The organism is Xanthomonas cassavae CFBP 4642, from assembly GCF_000454545.1.
Classification (GTDB): domain Bacteria; phylum Pseudomonadota; class Gammaproteobacteria; order Xanthomonadales; family Xanthomonadaceae; genus Xanthomonas; species Xanthomonas cassavae.
Genome location: NZ_CM002139.1, coordinates 1,776,667 through 1,795,207 on the forward strand (window position 1 = coordinate 1,776,667; position 18,541 = coordinate 1,795,207).

General features: G+C 64.0%; 13 protein-coding genes and 2 pseudogenes (1 of these 15 cut by a window edge). 6 read left to right on the forward strand and 9 right to left on the reverse strand.

Annotation, left to right across the window (positions count from 1 at the left end):
• Positions 1-914 precede the first annotated feature (914 nt).
• Positions 915-3,296 (reverse strand): TonB-dependent receptor, encoded by a 2,382-nt coding sequence (locus XCSCFBP4642_RS0107990; RefSeq protein WP_029219326.1) that lies wholly within the window; start codon positions 3,294-3,296, stop codon positions 915-917.
• Positions 3,297-3,774: 478 nt separating this feature from the next.
• On the reverse strand, positions 3,775-5,841 hold the full coding sequence (locus XCSCFBP4642_RS0107995) for a TonB-dependent receptor (protein ID WP_029219327.1): 2,067 nt from the start codon (positions 5,839-5,841) through the stop codon (positions 3,775-3,777).
• Between the two features lie 158 nt (positions 5,842-5,999).
• On the opposite strand from XCSCFBP4642_RS0107995, the gene XCSCFBP4642_RS0108000 reads away from it, so the two are divergent.
• Both XCSCFBP4642_RS0108000 and XCSCFBP4642_RS0108005 read left to right on the forward strand, forming a co-directional pair.
• Positions 6,000-6,416 carry a MerC domain-containing protein gene (locus XCSCFBP4642_RS0108000; protein WP_029219328.1) on the forward strand — a complete coding sequence of 139 codons (417 nt, stop codon included), beginning with the start codon at positions 6,000-6,002 and terminating at the stop codon, positions 6,414-6,416.
• A 278-nt stretch (positions 6,417-6,694) separates the two neighbouring features.
• On the forward strand, positions 6,695-6,877 hold the full coding sequence (locus XCSCFBP4642_RS0108005) for a 30S ribosomal protein THX (protein WP_003487537.1): 183 nt from the start codon (positions 6,695-6,697) through the stop codon (positions 6,875-6,877).
• 259 nt (positions 6,878-7,136) lie between these two features.
• Here the strand turns inward: XCSCFBP4642_RS0108005 and XCSCFBP4642_RS0108010 are convergent, their stop codons facing one another.
• The 4 genes from XCSCFBP4642_RS0108010 to XCSCFBP4642_RS0108025 are packed head-to-tail and all read right to left on the reverse strand — an operon-like array spanning position 7,137 to position 11,859.
• Positions 7,137-8,474: a chloride channel protein gene (locus XCSCFBP4642_RS0108010; protein ID WP_029219329.1), complete on the reverse strand. Its 1,338-nt coding sequence runs from the start codon at positions 8,472-8,474 to the stop codon at positions 7,137-7,139.
• Positions 8,475-8,508: 34 nt separating this feature from the next.
• Positions 8,509-9,816 carry an alkaline phosphatase family protein gene (locus XCSCFBP4642_RS0108015; protein ID WP_029219330.1) on the reverse strand — a complete coding sequence of 436 codons (1,308 nt, stop codon included), beginning with the start codon at positions 9,814-9,816 and terminating at the stop codon, positions 8,509-8,511.
• A 37-nt stretch (positions 9,817-9,853) separates the two neighbouring features.
• A complete protein-coding gene (locus XCSCFBP4642_RS0108020; RefSeq protein WP_029219331.1) occupies positions 9,854-10,399 on the reverse strand; it encodes a methylated-DNA--[protein]-cysteine S-methyltransferase in 546 nt (181 codons plus the stop codon).
• On the reverse strand, positions 10,396-11,859 hold the full coding sequence (locus XCSCFBP4642_RS0108025; protein WP_029219332.1) for a DNA-3-methyladenine glycosylase 2: 1,464 nt from the start codon (positions 11,857-11,859) through the stop codon (positions 10,396-10,398). The genes XCSCFBP4642_RS0108020 and XCSCFBP4642_RS0108025 overlap by 4 nt, the downstream gene beginning before the upstream one ends.
• A gap of 352 nt (positions 11,860-12,211) precedes the next feature.
• Between XCSCFBP4642_RS0108025 and XCSCFBP4642_RS0108030 the strand changes: the two genes are divergently transcribed.
• The 4 genes from XCSCFBP4642_RS0108030 to XCSCFBP4642_RS0108045 all read left to right on the forward strand — a co-directional run bounded on the left by XCSCFBP4642_RS0108030 (position 12,212) and on the right by XCSCFBP4642_RS0108045 (position 15,076).
• Positions 12,212-13,393: a COG3904 family protein gene (locus XCSCFBP4642_RS0108030; protein WP_029219333.1), complete on the forward strand. Its 1,182-nt coding sequence runs from the start codon at positions 12,212-12,214 to the stop codon at positions 13,391-13,393.
• Between the two features lie 75 nt (positions 13,394-13,468).
• A complete protein-coding gene (locus XCSCFBP4642_RS0108035; RefSeq protein ID WP_029219334.1) occupies positions 13,469-13,723 on the forward strand; it encodes a hypothetical protein in 255 nt (84 codons plus the stop codon).
• 350 nt (positions 13,724-14,073) lie between these two features.
• On the forward strand, positions 14,074-14,649 hold the full coding sequence (locus XCSCFBP4642_RS0108040) for a DUF4019 domain-containing protein (RefSeq protein ID WP_029219335.1): 576 nt from the start codon (positions 14,074-14,076) through the stop codon (positions 14,647-14,649).
• A gap of 25 nt (positions 14,650-14,674) precedes the next feature.
• Positions 14,675-15,076: an MAPEG family protein gene (locus tag XCSCFBP4642_RS0108045; RefSeq protein WP_029219336.1), complete on the forward strand. Its 402-nt coding sequence runs from the start codon at positions 14,675-14,677 to the stop codon at positions 15,074-15,076.
• A gap of 368 nt (positions 15,077-15,444) precedes the next feature.
• Here the strand turns inward: XCSCFBP4642_RS0108045 and XCSCFBP4642_RS26670 are convergent, their stop codons facing one another.
• From XCSCFBP4642_RS26670 to XCSCFBP4642_RS26675, 3 genes and pseudogenes are all read right to left on the reverse strand, one after another.
• Complete coding sequence (locus XCSCFBP4642_RS26670; RefSeq protein WP_084624436.1) at positions 15,445-16,182, reverse strand: enterotoxin A family protein; 738 nt, start codon at positions 16,180-16,182, stop codon at positions 15,445-15,447.
• 710 nt (positions 16,183-16,892) lie between these two features.
• Positions 16,893-17,423, reverse strand: a pseudogene (locus tag XCSCFBP4642_RS24335) (IS5 family transposase); the annotation flags it as partial.
• Between the two features lie 863 nt (positions 17,424-18,286).
• Positions 18,287-18,541: pseudogene (locus XCSCFBP4642_RS26675) on the reverse strand (integrase core domain-containing protein); it runs 271 nt beyond the window's last position.

The following is an 18,541-nucleotide window of genomic DNA, read 5'->3' on the forward strand; positions in this document are numbered from 1 at the left end:
TGCGGCCAGCGCCGAAAGCGGAGCACTACCGATCAGGAGAGCACCGATCGACAGCGCGAGGGGGGAGCTACGAAAAGAGTTCATTCCGTTTGATTCCAGTCAAAGGTAGGCGCGATCGAAGCGACACGGTCCTCCGTTCGGTCAATCGCACGATCGGCCGTTGCAGCTGCGCCATTCCCTCGGGACGCGCCTGTGAAGCCCGAGTCGTTGGAGCCGGAGGAGGTGCTTGCGGTCGAAAGGCCCGGCGCGATCGGCCGGGTCAGCAGACGCTCGTCAGGCACTCTCACCTGCAGGCGGGTCGCCCCACAGGCTGGCCTCTGCCGTGGAGCGATGAGGGGATGCGAGAAGAAACAGTGCGGCAGCGACAGGAGTCATGTCCGTTTATCCCAATAGAGCTACACAGCGCATCGGTCCGGCGATGGAATGGATGCGGCCAGGTGGTTCGTCGGCTCCCCTGTGCGTCTGGACGCAGCCGATGTTGGCGATGCATCTGCAGCGTCAACGCCTCGATTTAAAGATGGGGCAATCATTGCCTGCAAGGCACGCGACGTACGCCATCTGCGTGATACATCGCGCAATTTATGGCTGACATGCAGATTTGCGCGTTTCATGCAAAGTTTCGCGCACAGATGCGGTCGAAAAAATTTGCAGGAGCGATCGTATCGATCAAAATATCACATCGCGATGCGTCGTTCTGCTTCGCAGCGGCTACCACTGCGAGACGGTTGCCATCACGTAGCCGCACTGCACGAAGCTGGCACGCTCGCTGCGCAGGATGTTCGGCAACGACTGAAACGACTGTCGCCGACGCTTGGCATAGGACCAGGATGCGTGGCGAGAAGGGCAGCGCGAGGCCTGTCGCAAGGCTCCGCGCAGCAGCATTGCGCCGCTGCGCGGGCCAGTCACCTATGGACCTACCAGCGATACGCCACCGACATCTGGTATTGCCGTCCGGCAATCGGCCGGCCCATGAAGACGCCGCCGGTCGCCGCGCCCGGCACCCGCACATTGCCTTCGGTCAGGCCCAGCGTGTCGGTCACGTTGCTGCCGCTGGCGGTCACTTCCCAATGTTCGCCCACGTGCAGGTTGGCGCCGATATCCAGCATGTCGTAGGAGGGCAGGCGCTGGCTGTTGGCCAGGTCCGCGAAGCGATCGCCAACGTAGGAATAGGTGGCAAACACTTTCAAATCGCCGAATGGCAGCATCCAGTAGTAGCTTGGCGTCAGCCGGAACTGCCGCTTGGGCTGGCGCATCACCTGATTGCCGGTGAACTCGCGGTAGTTGCGGTATTCCGCATCCAGCCACACGCCGGTGCCGGCCAGCTCGAAGCCACCGAACGGGCGGATCGCCCCTTCCACTTCCAGGCCGCGTGCGCGTGAGTCGCCCACCGCGGTGAAGTTGTCGCCATTGGCCAGAAACGCCTGGAACGGGGAGTTCTTGAAGGTGTTGTAGAACGCGGTCAGATACAGGTCGTAGCTGCTGGCGCCGGATTTGAGGCCCAGCTCGTATTGGTCCACTTCCTGTACGCGGTTCTGTCCATCGCGCAGGTTGTCGAAGCCGGGAAACTTCACCCCGGAGTTGACGCGTGCAAACAGGCTGTTGCTGTCGTTGAGCTTGAAGTTCAGGCCTGCCGTCCACGAGAACGCTTCATCGTCCTGATCGACGCGGCGGGTGGTTGCCAGCGCCAGCGATGTGGCATTGTCGTAGAGCGTGGCCGGGTTGCCGTCCAGATCCACCGTACTGATGTCGTGCACATTGCCGGTGACGCTCTGGCGCTCGTAGCGTGCGCCCAGGTCCAGCCGCAGGCGTTCGTTGAGTTCCCATTCGTCGGTAACGAAGGCGGCAATGTTCTCGCCGTCGTAGTTGGCGCGCAGGTTGAGGAACGCGGTACTGGTGAACCCCTGGCGCGTCGCCTGGCGGCCATCGTCCAATGCCACATCGATGCGGCGCGCATTGTTTTGTGCAGTGAGCAGCATGGTATTGCCCAGGTACCAGGTGTCTGCGGAGGAATACTTGGCGTAATAGGTGCCCACGGTCAGCGTGTTGCCTGCAAACAGCTCGCGGCTCAGGCGCAGGTCGTTGGTGACCGAATTCAGGCGCTTGTCCACTGACCACCAGCCGGCTTCCAGCACTTGCTGATTTGGGTCGACTACGCCGCCGCCGTTGGTGAATCTGCCACTGCCGGTGGTGCCGTAGCCGGCAATGAAGTCGCTCAACCGCAGTGGTGCGTCGCCGGTGAACAGCGCATAGGTCGGCGCGCTGCCGCTCATTACGTTGAAGCGATCGGCGATGGTCCAGTCGCCCACCTCCCAATTCAATTCGCCGCCGAACACATCGATGTTGACGCCGCGCCCATCGGCCAGGTCGCGTTGCAGGCTTTGGCCGTTCGGGCCGACCAGCAACTCCACATTGCGGAAATCGCGGCCGAGCAGGGTGCCGGTTTGCGCGTTCAGACCGGGAAAACTGGACAGGTCGTTGCCGTTGTTGCGCGACAGCAGCGGAATGGCGGTGTAGAACGCGTTGTTGTCGTCGGTGTGGCGCGCATAGAACGACAGCTCGCCGCTGTCCCAGCGCTTGCTCAAGGTGGCGCTGAACTGGCCGCCCTTGTCGGCGGAGAACCGCGGGTCGCGTACGCCGTCGGTCTCGCGAAAAAAACCGCCCACGCTGTAGTACCAGCCATTGCCCATCGGGCCGCTGTTGAACACATCGATGCGGCGTAGTGCATTGTTGCCGCCGGTCAGGCGCACGCTGCCCTCCGGTTCGTCCTGGCCCTTCTTCTGGATGAAGTTCACCGTCAACCCGGGCTGGCCGTTGGAGAAGATCGGGCTGGAGCCGCCACGCAGCACTTCCATCCGCTCAACGGTGTCATCGATCCGGAACAGCGTGGAATTTTCCAGGAACGACAGCGTGGGCGGCGGAAACAGCGGCGAGCCATCCAGTTGCATGGTCACGAATGGCGCATCGCCTTCGGAGGGCATGCCGCGCACGAAGATGTTCGCGCCGGTGCCGCCACCGCTGGGCTCGGCCCACACGCCCGGCACGACCTTCAACAGGTCGGCGGTGCTTTGCGGGACGGCCTGTTGGATCTGCTCCGGACTGGCGGTGGTGATCGAAAAGCTGGCATCGCGCTTGGCCAGGCCCTTGAAGCGTGCCGTACCGCTGACGATCACGGCATCCAGGGTGGTGGCATCCGGCATGCCGGAGGCAGTGGGCGATGTCTGGGCACGGCCATCCGGCGCCATCAGTGCGGCGGCAACGGCGAGCGAGAGGGTGTAACGGGGTGCGGGAAAACGCATGCGCAAGGCTCCTGGTCTCACTGCGAGAGGACTGCCGTGGCGCGTGTGATGGCGCATGCAGCGGCAGGCAGTGCACGCGCACGTGCGCGCCGCATCGGCGCATCATTTGCGCCCCCTGTCAGCGCATTGCACGGGAGTTGTACCGCAGATGCGCCGGCGCGTGTTGTGCAACGCAGCAGCTAGCGGCTGCGCACGCATGCATGGACTGCCTCGCAAGTGCTCGCAGCCGTGCGGGATGACGCATGGATAGTTGTTCACAACCTTGGCGCAAGCGATGGCCGCAGCGACACCCAGCGCAGCGACCCAGACGACTGGTTGGTCGCCACGCAGGCGCGGGCGCTGTTCGGAATGTGATCTCGCCCTCGTACGCCGCACCTACCAGCCGACGGCTGCGCGCCAGGTCTTGTCAGCCACCGAACACACAAGAGGCCGCCCGAAGGCGGCCTCGCTTCTACCCGGCGGGGGGGAGAGACCGCCGTCAGAAGAACAACCGCACGCCGAACGAGGCGCTGCGGCCAGGAAGCATCACATCGTCCTTGAGGAAGGAGGTGTGCACGCGTGCGTCCTGGTTGGTGAGATTGTTGCCGTCCAGGAACACTTCCCATGCCGTGCTGCCGTGGTCCATGTGATAGGCCAGGTGCGCATCGACAAAGGTATAGCCGTCGGTCGGGGTTTCGTTCACCGCCACCTTGTCCTGCTTCATGGTGCGGGTGGCGCCGATCGAAGCGCGCCATGCATCGGCGTTCCAGCGCATCTGCGCACCGACGCGACCCGGTGCGATGCGCGGCAGGTTGCCGCCATCGGTCAGACGCGCACGCACGGTATCGCCGAACACGCGCAGATCCCAGGCGCCGGTGTCGTTGTCGGCCAGATGGAAGGTGGCCTCGCCCTCGAAACCGTGGAAGACCGCATCGTTCTGCGTCCACTGGCGGATCGGCAGGAAGTCGTTGTCTTCTTCGTTGAACCACTGCCCGCCGGTGTCGACGATGTAGACGAAGTCGTTGTAGCGGTTGTAGTACGCCGCCACCTTGGCATCCACCCACTCGTTCTGGAAGTTCAGGCCCAACTCGGCCTGGTTGGCCTTTTCGGTCTTCAGATCGGCATCGCCGATCTCGAAGGCGAGGGTGGCGATGTGGGGGCCGTTGGCGAACAGCTCTTCCTCGGCCGGTGCGCGTTCGGCGTGGTCGAGGTTGGCGGTCAGGCGCCACTGTTCGTTGAAACGGAAGCCGCCGCTGGCCGAGAAGCTGGTCGGGGTGAAATCGCGGTCCACGCCGATGTCGGTGCGGTACTTGACCTTGTCCACGCGCGCACCGACTTCGGCGGTGACGCGCTCCCAGCTGTTGCGCGCCACGGCGAACACGCCGAGCGAGCGGGTATCGGTCTTGGGCACGAAGGATTCCTCGCCAATCGCCTGGAAGGTGGTGTCGCTGCCCTGCAGGCCGAACGCGGTCTGCCAGCCGCCGCCGAAGGTGAAGGAGGCTTCCACGCGGCCTTCGTTGGCGCGCTTGGTGAACACGGTGCCCACTTCGTCGCCTTCGAACTCGGTATGCGCGTAATCGGTGTGGCCGAAGCTGTAGCGCAGCGCGCTGCCTTCGCCCCACGGATCGGTCAGCCCGCCCTTGAGGTCGTAGCGGTCCTGCTGCAGCTTCAACGATACCCCGCGCTCGCCGATGGACGGGTCACCCGGTTCGCCCGGATTGCCGTAGTTGTCGCGGAAGCGCGAGGCCGACAGGCCGACGAAACCCCAGTCGCCGGAGAGCGACGCACCGATCGAGCCCACCTTGGAATCGATCCAGCTATTGAGCTGGCGCCCCTGCGGGGTGTCGTAATCGTTCTGGTTGCGGTACACGCCGTCGGCATGGATCGACAGGCCGCTGCCGTTGCCGGCATCGACGCGGAACATGTCGGTATTGCCGTCCTTGTCGCCGCCGTCGAAACGCACTTCGGCGCGCCCGCTGAAGCCGTCCACCGGCGTTTCGGCAATGCGGCCATCGACCACGTTGACCACGCCGCCGATCGCGCCGGAGCCGTACAACAGGGTGGACGGACCCTTGAGCACCTCGATCTGGTTGGCCAGGAACGGCTCGATCGCCGGGGAATGGTCCTGGCTGACGGTGGAGACGTCCTGGGTGGACAGGCCATCGCGCAGCACCGCCACGCGCGGGCCGTCCAGGCCGCGGATGATCGGCCGGCCCACGCCGGGGCCGAAGTTGGAACTCTGCACGCCCGGCAGGCTGGCCACGGTTTCGCCCAGACTGGAACTGCGCACCTCATCCAGACGCTCGCCGGCCAGCACCTCGACCGGGCGGCTCAACTCGCCGGCCGCATCGCGCAGCGGACTGGCGGTGACCACCACCTTGTCCAGATCCTTGATATGCCGGCCGCTGGAATGGGTGGCGTCATGCCGTGTATCCGATGTTGGCGGCGTCTGCGGGTCGGCAACGGCCGGGGCGTCGTCAGCCATGGCCAGGGCAGGCGTCAGCAGGCTGGCCAGTGCCAGGGACAGGGTGGAGCGGCGCAAGGAGGTAGCAAGGGAGGGGGACATGTCGACCGGGCTCTATATTGTTACTGTATATCAATAGGATGGCGCAGCTTACCTGCTGTGCCGACGGCAAGGCCCGTCCTGCGCGATGCAGTGGTGCGGGCCTGGAACGAGGAAGATGTTATATTATTCCACGTCGCCGCGCGTACCTGCTGGAAGTCATGCCTCTGCCCACACTTCGCCATCTGCTGGACCGCTTCGGTGCGACCGGGTCGCTACTGTGTGCCGTGCACTGCGCGGTGCTGCCGCTGGTGCTGGCCCTGGCCCCATCGCTGGGGTTGTCGTTCTGGCTGGGCGACGGGGTCGAACTGGCGATTGTCGTCTTCGTGACCCTGCTGGGGCTTTTCAGCCTGGTGTTGGGATACCGCCGCCACAAGGCGCTACACGCGCTAGCGTTGCTGCTGCCGGGCCTGGCGCTGCTGTGGCTGGGCCTGTTGCACGACCCGTTGCACCATTCGGTGGTGCCGCACGCGGTGGTGATGACGCTGGGCGGCGCCCTGGTAGGGATCGCGCACCTGGTCAATCTGCGCCTGAATCACGGGCATGGGCACGTGCATGACGCGAGCTGCGCGCACTGACGATGCGCAGACAGGCGGCTGGGCAATGGTTGCAGGCAGCGATTCGGAAGCCCGCTTCACGCCGGTGCCAGGCCGGCGCCGGTCGCTGACCGCCGGTCACCGCCGATGGTGGATCTGGTCTACAGGCGGCTGGTTCACAGCCTGGCAGGCCGCACGGCTGCGCGGCTCCGGGCCGACGTGGTAGGCTTGCCGGCCTTGCGCGAGGGCGCCACTCGGTGCAAACCTCGCCAGATCCGTGCCAGCACGGGAATTTGTATTCACATTCAGGAGTCGACGAAATGGGTAAGGGTGACCGTAAGACCGCCAAGGGCAAGCGCTACAACGCCAGCTACGGCAATTCGCGTTCGCACGCGGTGAGCAAGGTTGTCGTGGGTGCAGCTGCCCCGGTTGCCAAGAAGGGCGTGGTCAAGGCGCCGGCCAAGAAGGCTGTTGCCAAGAAGACCGTCGCCAAGGCCAGCTGACCCCAGCCCGCTTTGCGATCTGAAAACGCGGCGCTTGCGCCGCGTTTTTTATGTCCGATGTCAGCCCAACACGCTGTTCGTCTGCCTGCTGACGTGCCTGGACCGGCACCGGTTCGCATGGACCAGGCGGCGCGTCATCGCCATCGGTACCCGAGGCGAATCGGCGCCGGACACTCAACAGTGTCCAGCGCAGTGGTATCCATCGCTGCTGTCCGAGATGCACCGGAGACAGCCTGCGCGCCTCGATGGTGCAACGTCTCTAGCGCGCTGTGTCCGCCGCCGGCACTGGCTGCCTGGCCGCTGGGGTCAGCAATTGCTCGGCCAGCCCGCGATAGATCGGCGTCTTGCACACCAGCCCTGACACCGCGCGTGCAATCAACACGGTGGCCAGGATCGGCAGCAGCATCTGGCTGGTGTCGGTGAGCTCCAGCGAGATCACCGCCGAGGTCAGCGGTGCCTGGGTGACACCGGTCAGGTAGGCGCACATGCCCAGCAGCACGAAGGTGCGTGGGTCCACGCCCGGCATCAGCACCGACAGGTTGTGGCCGATGCCGGCACCCACCGCCAGGGCGGGCGAGAACAGGCCGCCCGGAATGCCGGCCAGGTACGAGACCAGATTGGCGAGCAGCTTCATCAGGCCGAATTCGTGGCCGACCACGGCACGCCCCTGCACCAGGCTGCGCGCCTGCTCGTAGCCGGTGCCGAAGGCGCCTTGCCCGCACACCACCGCCAGCCCGACCAGGGCGACGCCGCACAACGCGGCCAGCAGCACCGGATGCCGTTGGCGCAGTGCACCCAACCAGTGCGGTTTGCCGCTGACGCTGGCCAGCACCAGCCGCGCGAAGATACCGCCGAGCAGGCCGGCCACAACGCCGCATAACGCAATCGCCAGCCATGCACGGCCCAACGGCAGCGCCACCGCCACCTTGCCGAAATACGTGTAGCTGCCCAGCAGGCCCAGCGATACCACGCCACCGACGATCACCGCGGTGAGCAAGGTGCCGGAGAAGCGGTGCTCGAAGCGCCCGCTCAGCTCTTCGATCGCAAAGACCACGCCGGCCAGCGGGGTGTTGAACGCCGCCGCGATGCCGGCGGCGCCGCCCGCGAGCAAAAAATGCGAGAGCTCGCGCGGATCATGGAAGCCAAACCAGCGCCCGAACACATGCATCAGGCTGGCACCCACATGCACGGTGGGGCCCTCGCGACCCACCGAGGCACCGCCCAGCAGCGACAGGGTAGTCAAGGCGAGCTTGCCGACCGATACGCGCAGCGACAGGTGGGTGTCGCGAAATGCCGGGTCCGGATGCTCCAGCGCGGCGATGACCTGCGGAATGCCGCTGCCGCGGGTGGGCCGCAAAGCGCCGGAGGTGAGCCAGGCGAGCAGGGCGAAGATGCCCGGGGTCAGCAGCAGGGCCCACCAGATCGTGTGTGCGGTGATGCGCTGGAACAGGTGGAAGGCGGCATCGCTGGCCTTGGCGAACACGATGGCGACCAGGGCCACCGCGATCGCGCCGCCCCACAGTGCGGCGCGGCGACGCCAGCCCTGGCTGGACAACAACGGCCGCAGGCGACGCGGCAAGGGGTCGGGAGCAGACATCGCCCTATTGTCGCACTGACGTGCCGGTGGTGGGTCAACGCGCCGTCGGTGGCTGCACGCGCAATGCCGGCAGCAGCGTGGCCGGGTTGCCATCGTTGGGCGCGGCCTCGATGCCCAGCAGGCGCGTCATCAAGGCATAGACGTCGACATTCTCGAAACCGGGCAATGTCTTGCCTTGCGCCAGATCCGGGCCTTGCGCCACGAACACCGCGCGCATCGCCGGCAATGCCGGATCGAAGCCGTGCGAGCCGCGCATGCCCTGCTGCGGACGCTTGGCCAGTTTGTCCGGGAACAGTGCATCCCAGCGTTCGTGCATCTGGCACACGATGGGTGCGATGCGCGGGTGCGTGCCGTAATGCCAGCGCGCCGGCAGCTGCGCCTTGCGCCAGCAGTCGTAGTGCGCATGCGCGCCGAGCAGGTGCGCTTCGGCCTTGGCCTGCTGCCCTGGCAGTGGCACGAACCCGATCACCTGGCCGTCGGTGGTGGCGATGGCAAGCCCGGGCGGCGCCATGGCTTCCACGCTGATGGCATGGCCCGGCGGCACCTGGGCCATGCCGTGGTCGGAGACCACGATGATGTTGGTGCGCGCGCGGGTGCCGTCGCGCCGCATGCCGTCCAGCAGCCTGCCGATCGCGGCATCCACTGCGCGCACGCTGTTGGCGTATTCGCGCGATTCCGGGCCGTGGTCGTGGCCGGCTTCGTCCACCTGTTCGAAGTACAGCGTGACCAGGCGATTGCGCTGGGCGCCGTCGGCCTGGAGCCAGCCGCGCACCGCGTCCACGCGTGCGTCCAGGCTCACCCCCTCTTCGTAATGGCGCCACTGCGAGGGGCGCACGCCCTGGATCGCCGCTTCGCTGCCCGGCCACGACCAGGTGGCCGCACGCAGGCCGGCGCGCTCGGCGCCTACCCACAGCGGTTCGCCGCCCCACCAGCGTGCATCGCCCACCGCCTCGGGCTTGCTCAGCCAGAAGCCGCCCAGGGCCGGGTCGCGCATGCTGTTGTGCACGATGCCGTGGTGGTCGGGGCGCAGCCCGGTGATCAGCGTGTAGTGGTTGGGAAACGTCAGCGACGGGTACGACGGCGTCATCCAGCGCGCACGCACGCCATCGCGGGATAGCTGCGACAGCGTCGGGGTGATGCCGCGATCGAGCATGTCTGCACGCAGGCCATCGATGGAGATCAGCAGCAAGGTGTGTGGGCCATCATCCGCTGCTGCCGTGGCGGCCGGCGGGGCTGATGCGCTGGCGGAGTGCGCCTGGGCACTGGGCTGGAGGGGCTGGCTGTTACAGGCGGCGAGCAGGGCCGTGGCTGCCGCGGCAACCACATAACGTCGGTCGATCATGTGGCCCAGTGTACGGGGCAGCGATGACGTCGCGAAGTCATCGCAAGCCTGCGGCGGGGGCATCGGCGAACAGATCGCCGGCGCGTGCGATCGGCTGCGGCGACCAGCCTTCCAGTTGCAACAAGGCCTGTTTGGTTGGCAGTCCGCCGCCGAACCCGGTCAATGCTCCGTTGGCACCGATCACGCGATGGCACGGCAGCACGATCGGCAGCGGATTGCGTCCGTTGGCCGCGCCCACCGCGCGGCTGGCAGCGGGGCGGCCCACCGCTTGCGCCAGCTGCGCATAGCTCCAGGTCTGGCCGAACGGAATCTGCGCCAGCGTGTGCCAGACCTCGCGCTGGAAGGGTGTGCCCACCGGTGCCAGCGGCAGGTCGAACCGGCATCGCCCGCCATCCAGATAATCGAGCAATTGCTCGCGCGCCTCGCGCACCAGCGCAGCGTCCGGATCGCGCACCCAGCGTGCGCGTCCGGCGGCGTCGTAACGGTTCTGCGCGAACAGGATATGGCGGACGCCGGCCTGGTCGGCGGCCACGGTCAGCGTGCCGATCGGCGAGGGGAAAAGGTCGTAATGCACGGTGCTCATGCTCGGGATTCCTTGCGGTCGGCGGCGAGATGCCACAGGTGCAGCACGGCGTAGGCGCGCCATGGGCGCCAGGCCTGCGCGCGCGCGTCGGTGGCGCGTTCGCTCAGCCGCAGCGGCGCGCCGAGCACCTGCTGCAGGATCAGGTCGCCGGCCGGAAACGCGTCCGGATGCGAGAGCGCACGCATGGCGATGTAGTGCGCCGTCCACGGCCCGATACCGGGCAGGGCGACGCACGCGGCGACGAACTCGGACAGGCGCTGGCCGGCGCCGAAGTGCAGCCGGCCCTGTGCGCAGGCGCAGGCCAGTGCGCGCAGCGTGGCGGCGCGTGCGCCCGGCAGACCGAGCTGTTCCAGCGGCGCCTCGGCCAGTTGCTCGGGGGTGGGGAAACTGCGATCCAGCCCTGGCGGCATCTCGGCATGCCGGCCGCCATAGCGCTCCACCAGCCGCGCCGCCAGCGTGGCCGCGCCGGCCACGCTGATCTGCTGACCCAGCACCGCACGTACCGCGGTCTCGAAGCCATCCCAGCCGCCGGGCACGCGCAGGCCGGGCCGGCGCGCGATCGCCTCGGCCAGCAGCGGCTCGGTCGCCAGCGTGGCGTGCACGGCCTGCAGGTCCGCGTCCAGATCGAACACGCGGCGCACCCGGCGCACGATCTGCGGAATCCGGCGCGGATCGGTGGCGCCGATGCGCAGCAGCAGTTCTGCGCGCTGCGGCGCCGGCGCGACGTCGATCAAGCTGGCGTGGCCAGCCGTGCCGATCACCCGCCGGTAACTGCCGGCATCGATCTGCTCGATCCCCGGGATCGCCCGGCGCTGCAGAAACGCCAGCATCGCCGGCCAGTCCAGCGGCGGCCGATAGCCCAGGCGCAGCGTGAGTTCGCCGCCCGGCACCTCGGCGCGCTGCTTGCGTAACACCGACGGCGGCATCCCGCATCCTTCCACGAATGCCGCATTGAACCGGCGCAGGCTGTTGAAGCCGGCCGCCAGCGCGACCTCGGTCACCGGCAAGGCGGTTTCGGTGAGCAACTGCTTGGCCAGCAGCAGCCGGCGTGTGCCGTGTACCTGGATCGGCGTGGCGCCGAGCTGCTGCACGAACTGCCGTTGCAGCTGCCGCGCGCTGACGCCCACCGCATCGGCCAGGCTGCGCACCGGCTGCTCCTGCAACACGCCCTCGGCGATCATCGCCAGGGCGCGCTGCACGCTCTCTTCGCCCAGGTGCTGCTGCGCCTGCGGCGACAGCTCCGGCCGGCAGCGCAGGCACGGCCGATAGCCGGCCGCGCTGGCCGCTGCCGCCGTGGGGTAATAACTGACATTGGCCGGCTTCGGCGCCGGCGCCGGGCACACCGGACGGCAATAGATCCCGGTGCTGCGCACGGCGGTGAAGAACAGCCCGTCGAAGCGCGCATCGCGCGCCAGGCGGGCGCGGTCGCATTGGGTCCGGTCGGGCGTGAGCATCTGCATGGCGTCAGTCTATGCCCTCGCCACGGCATCGGCTGGCCGTTTTCGGACAGGGTTGCACAAGCGGGTGCATGTTCATGGCGCGGTCAAATCCTTGACCGCTTCAGCCATAGACTGAAGGGCACCTCGAATAACCATGCCGGAGTCGATGTGGCGCATGCATGGAGGTGACGATGCTTGGAAACATCGCTGACATGGTCGGCCAAGCTCTCAGCTCGCCGACGCTGCGCNCCGGCGAACAAACTGATCATCTGTAGCACCCTCCGCTAGCATCGCATTACGTCAATGATGACAGGATCCTGGGGTTTTTAGAGGTTCCCTGAAGGTGATCTCCGTCGCGCTCCCACACCCACCCATGCTCAAATCGCGTTGTCTGTCACTTGCCTGCGTGTTCCTGCTGGTTGCCTGCGACCGCAGCGGTACGTCGGCCGATGCTGCCGGGGCGCAGCAGACCGGAGTGGCGCAGGTCGGCGATGGCGACCATATGGTGTCGGTGGACACGCCCGACCCGGTCCCGCCGCCGCGCCCGCGTGCGCAGGTTGGCGAGGCGGGTTGGCCGCAGGCGGAACTGGACGCGGGCCAGGCCTGGATCAGCTGCGCCACCGATTACGACAAGGACGCCGGCGATGGCACCTTGTTGCCGGCGCTGGACAGGCCCAGCGTGGAGGCCGCACTGGCGCCGTGCCGCGAGACCGGCCTGGTGCGGGTGCGCTACGCGGGCAAGATCAACGCAGGTTTCGCGGCGCTGGTGTGGCGGCTGGCCGCAGTGGCCGAGCAGTGGAAGTTGCCGCATCGCATCCTGGATCTGGATTCCAGCGGCGGGCAGGTAGAGGCAGCGATCCGCGCCGGCGATACCATCGGCGAATCCAACTGGACCATCTGGGTGCGCGAAGGCTCGATCTGCCATAGCGCCTGCGTATTCGTGCTGGCGGCCGGCGACAACCGCCTGGTGGCCGGCAAGGTGGGCATCCACCGGATGATGCGGATCAGCTCGAAGGCGACGTCGCGGGCGGAGCTCAATCGTGAGCTGCGCGAGGTCTATGGCAACGTCAAGGATTATCTGGAGCGTAACGGCGTGGCGGTGGCAGTGGCTGACCTGATGATGACGGTGCCCAACCGCAGCCTGCGCCTGCTCACCATGGAAGAGCTGCGCGAATACGGCCTGGACGGAACCAATGCTGTGCAGGACGACCTGGAACGCATCCGCCAGATGCGCAAGTGCGGTGATGCATTCGTGCGCCGCAAGGACGCGTTTCTGGTGGCGTTCGACCAGAAGTGCAAGGGTGAGGGTGCGGATCTGGATGCGGTCAACGCCTGTGGTCTGGCCTTGAAGCAGCGCTTCGGTTTTCCGGATGCGGCCTGCCCGGAAGAAAGCCCGCTGGCCGAAACCGATGCAGCGGCCCTGCCGGTCACGCCGGCGCTGGATGCGCAGGATGGGGCGCCTGCCGACGCCACGCCGCCGCTCGCGCCGGCGGCCGAACCGGCCCGGGATGCTGCGCGGGCCGACTCGTCGGCGCCCGCGCCCGCTGACGGTTGAGGCCGCTGCAGGTTTCACGCGTACCGCACTAGGCGCTGCCTATGGTCGCCGAATACAACCGGGTCGGGGGGCAGTATGCGAGGCAAGACCAAAGGCGTTTTACTGGCGTACCTGCCCTCGGCGTTGCTGGTGCTGGTGGGCTTCGGCGTGGCCGAACTGCTGCGCCTGGCCGCCGAGGCAATGCGCGAGCAATGGCCAGCCACGCTGGCGATGTGGCTAAGCTTGGCGGCATTGATTGCAGCCATCGCGCGAGCGTTCTGGGTGAGCTGGCGGCTGTGGCGGCCGCGCGGGGTGGCTGCGGTGCCACCAGCTCCTGGTGGCGAGGTCTAGGGCGATAGCCACACCGACTGCACAGCCCCAGGGCCGGCGCGGCCGCTGCTTGAAATCCTCACCTACCACCGTGCGCGCGGCTCCCTGTGCGTCGCCCAGGCACTGATGACTGCTGGCGATGGTTCATCAGCCACGCCTGGGTACGTTCGGTGGCAGTTCCACTCGTTGCCCGGACGCATTGGTCCTGAGGACGCCATCTGTTCGATTCGCTCAGCGATCTTCCCGACGTATCGCTGATTGCAGGTGATCGCACTCGCTGCTTGTTTTGCACAGGTCGCGGCATAGACTGCGCCACTGGCCGCACGGTATGCGGCTCACCCGTCCATCCGATCCAGTATAGGTGCCTGTCCATGCGTCATCCTCGTTTGCTTGTTGCGCTGGTGTTTGCTCCAGCGCTGGTGTTCGCGCAACAACCGCAGTCTTCCAACCGCGCCGCCACCGCACCTGCGGCGCAACCGGCACCTGTCACGCGCGCTGCGGCGACGGCGCAACCCGCACCTGCGGCGCAGAAGCCGGCGGCGCCGGCGCTGAGCCCCGCCCAACAGGCACAGGTGGCCAAGCAGGACGTCGAGATGACCCAGGCCGCCTTGCGCGTGGCGCAGATGGTCGACACCAACAAGGCCGCGGCGATCTGGGATGGCGCCTCCCGCGTGGCCAAGACCGCGGTCAAGCGCGATGCCTTCGTGGCGCAGCTGGGCGGCGAGCGCGCGCGCCTGGGTGCGGTCGTCGGTCGCGGCCAGAGCTCGGTGACGCGGGTCAAGTACGGTCCTGGCGCACAGGTGCCCGAAGGGCTGTACGTCAACGTCAGTTTCCCGACCCGGTTCGCCAATGCGCAGCAGCCGGTACGGGAGCTGGTGTCGTTCCGTCTGGACGAGGACAAGACCTGGCGTGTAGCGGGCTACAGCCTGCGCACGGCGGTGAAGTGATGCAGCAACCGGCCAGGAGAAGCGCATGCAACTGACGATCGAACTGGAGATGCTGGGCTGGGCCATGGTGCTCGGCCTGGTACAGCTGCTGGCCGCCTCGGCCAGCACGACCGCCCAGCGCGGCACCAAATGGAACGCGAGCGCACGCGATGGCGATGCCAAGCCGCTGACCGGTGTGGCGGCCCGCCTGGACCGCGCATTCCGCAATTATCTGGAGACCTTTCCGATCTTCGCAGCTGCGGTGCTGGCGGTGAGCGTGGCGGGGCGTACCAGTGCGGAGACCGCACTGGCGGTGCAGCTGTACCTGTGGGCGCGCGTGGCCTATGTGCCGATCTATGCGGCCGGTATTGCCTACCTGCGCAGTGCGATCTGGGTGGTGTCGTTCTGGGGCATCATCAAGCTGGTGCGTGCACTGCTGGGTCTGTGATCCGATACCGGCCGCGATGCGGGCGCTGTCTGGACAACGCCGGCGGCACGGGTGGGATGACTAAAACATGCCTAAGGATGGTCTGATCAACGCAGCCGGAAAACGAAACACGCCACATCCGCCGCGCTGAGGGCGCTCAAACCCCCGGTTTTTTGCCGTTTTCGGCACGTTTNACGCCCGGCCACGGCAGACGCTTGGCTGGAAGACGCCGAACCAGGCGCTGGAAGAAGAGATCGCTCAATTCAACTCACGTGTTGCACTTGCAAGTTGAGACCGCCTAGTGTCAGGAGTGTACGACTATTTATAACACAGTAGAATTAAAAAAACGTGGGGGCATCTAAGGATCGATTCCATTCGCCGCGAGAAAATCAGTTCAGTAGAAAGACAACAGTTAAACGGTCGCTTGTTGCAAAATATTGGGCGGCGACGTAGGGCCCGATATCAGTAGATGCACATACATCTTGTTGCGTAGAACGCGGAGATCTCAAGGGAGTATCGCAAGAGTTGAATTCAGACCACGGTAATCGCCTCCAGGCAGCGTGGTCTGGCGGAAATCCCGCGAGTTGATATTCGGCTCCCGCTGCACGCGATCCAGAGTAAAGGCGTGCCGCATAATCTCTGTTGGGTACAAAATCCCCTAAAACGCCAAAGCTCACCTGTTGCCATCCCACGACCTGAGACCAGCGGATCATTCCAAGGGCAGCATATTCATGCTCTTCAGAGTGAGGAGAATAACCTAATAGCGATTCATTAACGCCAATGAAATTGCCAGTTGGAATCACATGATAAATGTACCCAGCTCCGGCGTGCGCGCTATTTATCCACATATGAGCGAACCTCAATGAGGTGGTTGTCGACACATAACCTGATGAGTGATTAGCCAATCCAGTTGCTGAGCCGACCGCATGGTTGTACAATGATATATCTGCGATTGGTTGATTTGGACGAGTGCCATCCATTCCGCGTGCAAGAAATCCTCCCTGCTGCTTAACAACGTCCGGAGTCAGCATGTCCGCTCTATACAAAATAACGGGAAGAACTGTAGGAGGGGAGGAAAGTGCTGGAATGGATAAAAAGATACCAACAATAAAAATAATAACGTTCATTTATTTTATTTCTGCGTTGTAGAATAGCCGATAACGACTATTTTGATCTTCTTTTCAGGTGAGCTATAGCTGAAAGATACTTTCTTGTTGAGTTGTAGTGATATCCTTAAGATGGCCATAATTTTAGGATTGCAGTTCATCACGCTGTAAGTGTGCAGATTCAAGTCATGATCAGAATCTAATAACCCCACTTCACACGTTTTTTGCTGCGTCAGAGACATTGACTTAACGAAGCCATTTGCATAAATTGTTATATTTGGGGTGGGGGTGTAGGAAAATGCTGGGAATGACGTAATGATGAAAAATAAAAATAGTATGCCGAACGGGTTCAGTCTATTCACTAAGTTCTACCCATCACAATAATCTGCTGTTTAATATGAATTAATTAACCGTGATAGATAGAAGGTCGTCGTTTATTTCACTGTATACAACCATTACCCGTTGATTTAATAGAAATGCCATTTTAGCTAAATCGAAAAGTTCACTGCCGTAACGCGTCGAGCAATCCCATGTTTTAGTTTTCCAAATTACTGTGTCGTCACGTGATCTTGACATTCCTACACTGCACAAATTGTCTGTTGCCGTTAGTTGATGTATATAAGCATTGCTAGATGCGGAAATAACAACTGCGTCTGCGTTAAAAGAAAATAGAAAGATCCCTAGATAAATTGAAGTTAAGAGGATTTTATTCTGTGTAATCTTCATTGTTCCTTCATCCCGAAATACCACTGATTGCCCTTCTTGGTCTGATACATCTCAGGGTCGCGCGCATGGTCGGCGTCCTTGGTCGAACTGGGCGCAGAGATCAGCGTCGCATCGACAATCGTGCCGGACCGCAGGTTCTGGCCCTTGCGCGCCAGATGCGCGTTGACCGCTTCCAGCATCCGCGCAGCAAGACCATGGGTCTCCAGCGGGCGTCGAAAGTTGAGAATCGTGGTCTCGTCCGGAACGGCGTCCAACCCCCCGAGCTGGGCAAAGCGCCATAAGGTCGGAATCTCGTGCAGCGCTTCTTCCATCGCCGGATCGCTCAACGCATACCACTGCTGCAGCAGATGAATCCGCAACATCGTCGCCAGTGCGTACGGCTGCCGCCCTGGCCGCCCTGACACCGGATAGTGTGGCCCGATCAGTCCAAGCAGTTGCTGCCACGGAACGACCTGCTCCATCTCGGCCAGGAAGATCTCCGCCGGGTCTGCTTGCGCTTGCCCGGGCCCTCAGCGTCCACCGAACGTCAGTCGCATGGATTAATCCTCCACATAAGGTAGGTAGTGTCGCGTATCTGTGGTGAGTTCATCAGAGCTTCCCTAGGTTAGTTTTTTGCATGAGAAAACGATCGATATCGACGAACGAATCTGTTTGGTTTACACAGCGCTGCAGGATGCTGTTTTCTAAGCCGGACATCGACAAGAGATTCGACCTGCCGGGTAATGTTGGAACAAGTACGCCCGCAGCCACCCGTTGAGCCTAACGCGATCCATCAAAAGAAATCGTGCATATACTCCTGCCCATTGCATCACTCGTTGCTGACAGTCACGATATCGGCACCGGTGTGTCCAGATAATAAAAGCGACGGTTTAAAAAAACGGATCCCAGGCTTGAAATGGCAATCTCCCTCGTCCCTCCGTCGCGGTTCCCGTCCACACACAGCATGTGTAGGTTGTGTCGCCATGGATAGGCAGGCTGCCGGCGGCGGTTCCGATGTACAACGAATCGTTCGCCGCAGAAGAGCAGGTTAGCGTATGCCTGCCCCCGCCCATTTACGATCATATCCGTAGCCAACGATGCTGCCAGACAAGGATAGATGCCTATCGCAAGCTCCGAAACTATTCTCACCGCCAGAGTATTTTGTCGGACAGGTCGATGAGGCATAAAGGAAATCCATATTCCGTAAGTTGTAACGGTCATCTACCCTGGACTGCAAGTAGAACATATTTGATGTTTTCGCTATAATCCCCTACGTCCGCCGCCTCAATAAATAGGCCAATGCCCTTTTTGAGGGGCACTCGCCCAGTGAGCACGACAAGCATTCGATTCCGGCGTTGCTGCACGGCCAGGAACCCCGGGTGTGCTGCCGACGTCCCCCCATCCTGAGTAGCAGTCGGGTTTAGAGTCCGGGGTTGATGATATCGCTGTTGGCCAGGTGCTGGGCATAGGCAGCCGGTGTCATGCCGCCAATCGCTTTTTTGGGTCGTTCCTCGTTGTACTCGCGACGCCATCGTTCGATCTCGGTGCGCGCATGTAGCAGCGTTGGGAGCCAGTGTTCATTGAGGCATTCGTCGCGTAGCCGGCCGTTGAAGGATTCGACGTAGGCATTCTGGTTCGGCTTGCCGGGCTGGATCTGGCGAAGCTGCACGCCATT

Bases quoted from the DNA above. Each gene is read 5' to 3' on its own strand.
- XCSCFBP4642_RS0108025 (WP_029219332.1), bottom strand. From the start codon at position 11,859: ATGCAGATGCTCACGCCCGACCGGACCCAATGCGACCGCGCCCGCCTG.
- XCSCFBP4642_RS0108045 (WP_029219336.1), top strand. From the start codon at position 14,675: ATGCAACTGACGATCGAACTGGAGATGCTGGGCTGGGCCATGGTGCTC.
- XCSCFBP4642_RS0108000 (WP_029219328.1), top strand. From the start codon at position 6,000: ATGCCTCTGCCCACACTTCGCCATCTGCTGGACCGCTTCGGTGCGACC.
- XCSCFBP4642_RS0107990 (WP_029219326.1), bottom strand. From the start codon at position 3,296: ATGCGTTTTCCCGCACCCCGTTACACCCTCTCGCTCGCCGTTGCCGCC.
- XCSCFBP4642_RS0108035 (WP_029219334.1), top strand. From the start codon at position 13,469: ATGCGAGGCAAGACCAAAGGCGTTTTACTGGCGTACCTGCCCTCGGCG.
- XCSCFBP4642_RS0108005 (WP_003487537.1), top strand. From the start codon at position 6,695: ATGGGTAAGGGTGACCGTAAGACCGCCAAGGGCAAGCGCTACAACGCC.
- XCSCFBP4642_RS0108010 (WP_029219329.1), bottom strand. From the start codon at position 8,474: ATGTCTGCTCCCGACCCCTTGCCGCGTCGCCTGCGGCCGTTGTTGTCC.
- XCSCFBP4642_RS0108020 (WP_029219331.1), bottom strand. From the start codon at position 10,399: ATGAGCACCGTGCATTACGACCTTTTCCCCTCGCCGATCGGCACGCTG.
- XCSCFBP4642_RS26670 (WP_084624436.1), bottom strand. From the start codon at position 16,182: ATGAACGTTATTATTTTTATTGTTGGTATCTTTTTATCCATTCCAGCA.
- XCSCFBP4642_RS0108015 (WP_029219330.1), bottom strand. From the start codon at position 9,816: ATGATCGACCGACGTTATGTGGTTGCCGCGGCAGCCACGGCCCTGCTC.
- XCSCFBP4642_RS0107995 (WP_029219327.1), bottom strand. From the start codon at position 5,841: ATGTCCCCCTCCCTTGCTACCTCCTTGCGCCGCTCCACCCTGTCCCTG.
- XCSCFBP4642_RS0108040 (WP_029219335.1), top strand. From the start codon at position 14,074: ATGCGTCATCCTCGTTTGCTTGTTGCGCTGGTGTTTGCTCCAGCGCTG.
- XCSCFBP4642_RS0108030 (WP_029219333.1), top strand. From the start codon at position 12,212: ATGCTCAAATCGCGTTGTCTGTCACTTGCCTGCGTGTTCCTGCTGGTT.